Source organism: Microcoleus sp. Pol12A5 (assembly GCF_036701435.1).
Lineage (GTDB): Bacteria > Cyanobacteriota > Cyanobacteriia > Cyanobacteriales > Microcoleaceae > Microcoleus.
In genome coordinates this window covers 1-5,776 of record NZ_JAUBQU010000210.1, presented here as the reverse complement: position 1 = coordinate 5,776, position 5,776 = coordinate 1, and the positions used below count along the sequence as shown (strand labels likewise).

Sequence of the window (5,776 nt, the reverse complement as noted above, 5' to 3'; positions counted from 1 at the left end):
CAAACCTTATTAGAAGCTAAGAAATGGGACGACGCCGATCGCGAAACCGTCTCTTTACTCCGCAACAACCCCACGTCTTGTCCGAACCTCCGCGCGATCGACAAATTGTGGATGCAACACAGCAATAATAAATACGGCTTCACTCCGCAGTTAGAGATTTGGCAACAGACGGCGAAGGGTTTAAATTGTCAAACTTGCGAAGAAGAAATTAAAGAATTTAGCAAAAAGGTAGGATGGAAACTTGACTCGCGAGAAACTCCTCTGCTAGGGGATTTTCCCGCTCAGTACCCAACTGTTGCTGCATTAGGTTGGCAAAGCTACGTTGGTAGAGATACAAGTTTTTTTGGCGATCGGCGTAATACATGGCAAGCGTCGAAAGTTCAAGGTTATAACTTGTTCTCTACTTTTGCGAATTGCGGCAAGTAAGTAGACAAACCTAAAAAAACAGAATACTCAGATACCCGACTTCGGTTTTGCTGAATACAGGTATGAATTAAAAATTTCCCAATTGCTATGGGCCAAGTATGGTGAGTTTTGTAACGTTGGAGAAAAGTTTATTCATACCGTAAATCAGCAACGCCATTTATAGAACACAGGCAAGATGTCTGTTCGACAAATATAGAATAAGAAATAACAATCAACAGTCAACAGTCAACAGTCAACTACTTAATTTTATTCACGTAGCCCCACAAACTGTAATCGCGACTGAGCCAACCCCGGAAAAAAGCCATCTGAGTCGGATCTTCTTGCACCCTTTTGTAGCGGTAAATAATTCGTTCGTTAATCATTTGCAGCGCGGTATTTCTATTGTTTGCCCCTTTCAGCGCTTCCTTGGTGCGCGGGTCAAAAACTCCCGTTTGCGGCAACCCTAATGCTTGTTGAAGAAAGGTAATAGAGTTATTAATACCGAAATTAACGGCGGTGTCAAACATGACGATCGCCAAAGCCGGCTGCATCGTGCCCGAAAGGCTCGAATCCCAGTAATATTGATAAATTTCTAGGAGCTCTGCTTCCGACATCTGCGTCACGTCGAGGGGCGGAAGCCCACGACTGTAGCGGTAGGCGTTGTATTCAGTTTGCAAGACACCCCGATAAGTTCTGCCACCCTTATCGGCTGGGTGATTGCTGAATCCACCCTCAAAATATAGGGTGAAATAAAGAGCCGTTTGAAATAATTTCTGCCGAAAGCTGGCTGTCTGCTGCTGCTGTGCGAAAGTCTTTTGGGCAAAGGGTAAGGGGATTGCTAAGGTTAACAAGAGTATCCCCAGCAGGAGGTTTGGTTTCCACTTGATGTTATGTTGGCGCTGTGTCGCTTGCTTGTCGCTCATAAATTCTGTGTGACGATCGCCCGTAATTCCGTTAAAACTGCTACTCTTCAAAATAATATAGATTCAACCTTTAACTTGATAGCACAGATAGGCCGCCAAATGAATTCCGATTTTCCCAACCAATCCGAAACACCCCAATTTGAAGATGCTGCATCGCTGACAGTCGTTGCAGAAACCTATTACTCTCAAGGCAATTTAGCAGCAGCAGTCGCTGCTTGCCGCCGAGCTCTGGAATTGCAACCGGATTGGGCGGCGGCTTACGTGACAATGGGCAATGTGCAGCAAGCAAGCGGCCAAATTGAGGAAGCGATGCGGTTTTATTCGGAGGCGATCGCTCTGAATCCCGATTTTGCTGAGGCTTATGCTAATTTGGGCAGTATGCTCTACAAACAAGGGCATTTGGTGGAGGCTGTTGTCAATTACGAAAAGGCGATCGAACTTAAACCGAATTTGGCTGCTGCTTACTGGAATTTGGCAGGGGCACTGAAGCAGCAGGGGCAGCAGGATGCAGCGGTAGCATACGAGCAAAAAGCTCTCGAACTCAATCCCCATCTTGCTCAGGTAGATTTTCACTTAAATTTAGGAGATAAATTAGCGCGGCAAGGGAAATTAGATGAGGCGGTGGCTGCATGGCAGCAGGCGATCGCATTCAAACCCGATTTAGCCGAAGCATACTGTCAAATTGGCCGAGTTTTGCGCCACCAGGGTCAATTTAAAGACGCAATACCCAACCTTCAAAAAGCCCTAGAAATTAAACCAGATTTTATTTCTGCCCACCAACATTTGTGCGGCATCCTCAGAGATACTAGCAATTTAGCTGCCGCGCGGCAAGCCGTGCACCAATACAGCCAAATGTGTGCCGAAACCGATCCAATTATGACCGCGATTTACTTCATCAGCACCTATCAAGTGTCGGGATTGAATCAAATTGCGGGCGATAGATTTTTAGAGCTAGAGTCGTACTTGCAGCAAAACTTAGAAACTGCTAGCCCGGTGGAAATTAAATCGCTTTATGCAAATTTGTTATTCAGCACGCCCTATTTGCGAGATGACTTGGCGGCTAACTCAAAACTTTACAGATTAATTTCCCAAAAGTATATCGAGCAATGTATTAAACCTAATTTTTCTCAACCCGCAAATTACAGTTTCAAACCAAATGTTCCATCCAGCAAGTTAAAAATCGGCTTTTTGTCCAATCACTTTAGCCGCCATTCTGTAGGTTGGTGCAGCGCTGACATCATTCGCGAATTGTCCGACATCACACCCCATGTGTATTTGTACGCTTCCGAAAGAATTGTTCCTGACGATCGCACTCAGCAATTTGAAACTTGGGGCAAACTAACTTTTCCGACAACCTACCCGAACGGACTTGCCAATTCCGCAGAAATAATCGACAAAATTCAGCAAGATGAATTGGACGTTTTAGTTGATTTAGATTCTCTCAGCGTACCAGTTCACGCTGACATTCTCTACCAAAAACCCGCACCAGTTTGTGTTTCTTGGCTGGGATTTGACGCCCCTTACCTATCGCCGGAAAATTACTTTCTTACAGACTGGCACTCGCACCCGGCCGGGCGGGAAAAATATTATGACGAACAGCTAATTAGGATGCCAGATTCCTTTGTAGCGGTGTCCGGTTTTCAGAGATATGGAGTCGATCCAGTTGCATTGAGAAGGTCAAATCGGATCGGTTTGGATCAGATAGTTTACCTGTGCGTCGCACCCGGCAGAAAATTCAATCACGAGTTGGTACAAGCCCAAGTTGCGATTCTCAAACAAGTGCCCAACAGTATTTTAATTCACAAAGCTTTAGGCGATGCTGCGGTGTTTGAGGCTGCATATCACCAAGCTTGCGAAGCTGAGAAAGTGAGCAAGCACCGCATTAAGTTTTTGCCAAGGTTTGCTACTGAAGAAGAACACAGAACTATCTATTTGCTAGCCGATGTTTTGTTAGATTCTTATCCTTACAACGGAGGAACTCACACTTTAGAGGCTTTGTGGTTTAATTTGCCAGTGGTGACTCGCACGGGAGAGCAATTTTTGTCGAGAATGGGTTATTCGTTCTTGCAGGCTTTGGGAATTGAAACTGGTGTGGCTTTGTCTTGGTCGGAATATGTGGAAGTTGGTGTAAAATTGGGTAAAGAACGTGAATTGAGAAATGCAATTAAAGCACAGTTGGTGAAATCTAAACTTCCAGCCAATTTGTCCCCGCTGTGGAATCCGAAAAAGTTTGCTGGTGATATGTATGCGGTGTTTGAAAAATTAGGTAAAATAGGATAAATCCTGACTAATGACTGATGACTTCAACACTGCCAACTATTAAGTTTTTAAAACAGCCGACTTCGGAAGCTTGGGTAGAACAGGCGATCGCCCATTTGGATACAATCTTATTAGACCATTCTCACTGCGAGCGGAAAGCGGCGGGAGTAGCGTTAAATTTAATGTTTCGCTACCCAGCCAGGGAAAAATTGGTGAGGATGCTAACGGCGATCGCCCGCGAAGAATTAGAGCATTTCGAGCAAGTCAACCAGCGGTTAGAAAAGCGCAGCATTGCTTTAGGCCCTTTGGCTGCACCTCCCTACGGTGCCGGCTTGTCCGCCCAAATTCGCAAGCAGGAACCCGAAAGACTTTTGGATTCTTTGTTGGTTTCTGGTTTAATAGAAGCGCGGAGTCACGAACGGTTGGGGCTGCTGGGCGATCGCTGTCCAGACGCAGAATTAGCTAAATTTTACCGCAGTTTGATGGCTTCGGAAGCGCGTCATTACGGTGTATATTGGATTTTGGCAACAACTTATTTCGAGCGGGATATTGTGATGCAGAGGTTGGAGGAATTATCATTAGTAGAGAGCGAGCTGCTGGCAAGTCTTCATCCCGAACCGAGAATTCACAGTTAAAATTTAGGTGCATTTAAAGACGGTAAAATACAAAAAATAACTAATTTTACATTGGCTCAGCTCAAAAAATAAATATACGTTGCAACCACCCATGAAAACCCAACATTTGGATTTTTTAATTCGTTCCTGGGAAACGCGCGATCGCGCTGAGGCGTTCTATTTAATTAGGGATGTTTTAGCAGAGTACGGTTTAAGATGCGAACCTCACGGGGCCGATCGAGATGTCTATGATGTAGAACTACATTATCACAATCAAGGCGGCGAATTTTGGGTAGTTGAACGCCAGGGTCAAATAGTGGGTACGGCAGCTTATTATCCGATTGAGCGCGGTAAGAATGCTGTGGAAATTCGCAAAATGTATATTTTGCCAGCAGCAAGGGGACAGGGTTTGGGGAAATTTTTACTGCAAGAATTGGAAAGTAAAATTATCGCTCGCGGTTTTGATGAAATCTGGATTGAAACTGCTAGCATTCTCAAAGAAGCTGTGAAAATGTACGAAAGTAGCGGATATCTACCGACAACAGGTGTGGAGACGCCAAGGTGCGATCGGGTTTACGTAAAATCTGTCGGTATAAAAAAACTATAATCACTAAAAATTACACCCTAAGTTTAATTTTTTTTCTGCCAGAGAGGAATCTCAATGACAAATTCCGAACCTTCTCCTAATACAGAATGGCAAGAAAGCTTGCCGCCGTGTTTTTCTACTATAATAGAGTGCGAAATCGCCAATCCTAAGCCAGTTCCTTTGCCAATGGGTTTAGTAGTGAAAAACGGGTCAAACAAGCGCTTTTGCACATCTTCGCTCATCCCGGAGCCACTGTCAGCTATCCATACGGCAACGCTGTTATTGTCGGTTACTTGGGTGCGAATCGTAATTGCGAGATTTTTGGCGGTTCTATTGGATGTCTTCATCTCCATTTCCAATGCGTCTAGCGCATTGCTCAACAAATTCATAAATACTTGATTTAACTGACCGGGATAACATTCAACTAAAGGCAAATTACCGTATTCTTTAATCACATTAATTGTCGGATGATCGGCTTTATGTTTCAGGCGGTTTTGCAAAATCAGCAGCGTGCTTTCGATGCCTTCGTGAATGTCAACTTGTTTCTTTTCGGCTTCGTCAAGTCTTGAGAAAGTCCGCAGGCTCAAAACTATGTCGCGGATGCGATCGGCTCCGACTTTCATAGATGCTAAAATTTTCGGTAAATCTTCAATAAGATAATCAATTTCAAAGTCTTCCCTTGCATCTACAATTCTTGCGCTAGGCTGCGGGTATTCCTTCTGGTAAAGTTTCAGCATTTTTAGCAAGTTTTGAGTGTATTCGCTGGTGTAGCTGAGATTGCCATAAATAAAATTAACCGGGTTGTTAATTTCGTGGGCGACACCTGCTACTAACTGGCCCAAACTAGACATTTTTTCACTTTGAATTAATTGAGTTTGGGTGCGCTGGAGTTCGTGTAAAGTTTGTTCTAGCTGTTGAGTTTGAGCTTGAGCTAATCGTGCCGCTGTGCGGGTTTGGGTGTAGAGTTCGGCGTGGTCGATCGCGATCGC

6 protein-coding genes are annotated in these 5,776 nt (G+C 44.5%); 4 read left to right on the top strand and 2 right to left on the bottom strand.

Features of this window, described 5'->3' with window-relative positions:
- Positions 1-426: GUN4 domain-containing protein (locus QUA45_RS27555; RefSeq protein WP_333223054.1), on the top strand; the 426-nt coding region annotated here is incomplete at its 5' end.
- A gap of 236 nt (positions 427-662) precedes the next feature.
- Here the strand turns inward: QUA45_RS27555 and QUA45_RS27550 are convergent.
- On the bottom strand, positions 663-1,328 hold the full coding sequence (locus QUA45_RS27550) for a glycosyl hydrolase 108 family protein (RefSeq protein ID WP_333223055.1): 666 nt from the start codon (positions 1,326-1,328) through the stop codon (positions 663-665).
- 99 nt (positions 1,329-1,427) lie between these two features.
- Here QUA45_RS27550 and QUA45_RS27545 point away from each other — a divergent pair, with 99 nt between their 5' ends.
- From QUA45_RS27545 to QUA45_RS27535, 3 genes are all read left to right on the top strand, one after another.
- Positions 1,428-3,608: a tetratricopeptide repeat protein gene (locus QUA45_RS27545; protein WP_333097796.1), complete on the top strand. Its 2,181-nt coding sequence runs from the start codon at positions 1,428-1,430 to the stop codon at positions 3,606-3,608.
- Between the two features lie 17 nt (positions 3,609-3,625).
- Positions 3,626-4,222: a tRNA isopentenyl-2-thiomethyl-A-37 hydroxylase MiaE gene (locus QUA45_RS27540; protein ID WP_333097798.1), complete on the top strand. Its 597-nt coding sequence runs from the start codon at positions 3,626-3,628 to the stop codon at positions 4,220-4,222.
- 91 nt (positions 4,223-4,313) lie between these two features.
- Positions 4,314-4,808: a GNAT family N-acetyltransferase gene (locus QUA45_RS27535; protein ID WP_333097799.1), complete on the top strand. Its 495-nt coding sequence runs from the start codon at positions 4,314-4,316 to the stop codon at positions 4,806-4,808.
- Between the two features lie 23 nt (positions 4,809-4,831).
- Here the strand turns inward: QUA45_RS27535 and QUA45_RS27530 are convergent.
- A partial coding sequence (locus QUA45_RS27530; protein WP_333223052.1) for an ATP-binding protein occupies positions 4,832-5,776 on the bottom strand: 945 nt, incomplete at its 5' end.

Excerpts from the sequence above, each read along its gene's own strand:
- QUA45_RS27550 (WP_333223055.1), bottom strand. The coding sequence starts at position 1,328 with ATGAGCGACAAGCAAGCGACACAGCGCCAACATAACATCAAGTGGAAA.
- QUA45_RS27535 (WP_333097799.1), top strand. The coding sequence starts at position 4,314 with ATGAAAACCCAACATTTGGATTTTTTAATTCGTTCCTGGGAAACGCGC.
- QUA45_RS27545 (WP_333097796.1), top strand. The coding sequence starts at position 1,428 with ATGAATTCCGATTTTCCCAACCAATCCGAAACACCCCAATTTGAAGAT.
- QUA45_RS27540 (WP_333097798.1), top strand. The coding sequence starts at position 3,626 with ATGACTTCAACACTGCCAACTATTAAGTTTTTAAAACAGCCGACTTCG.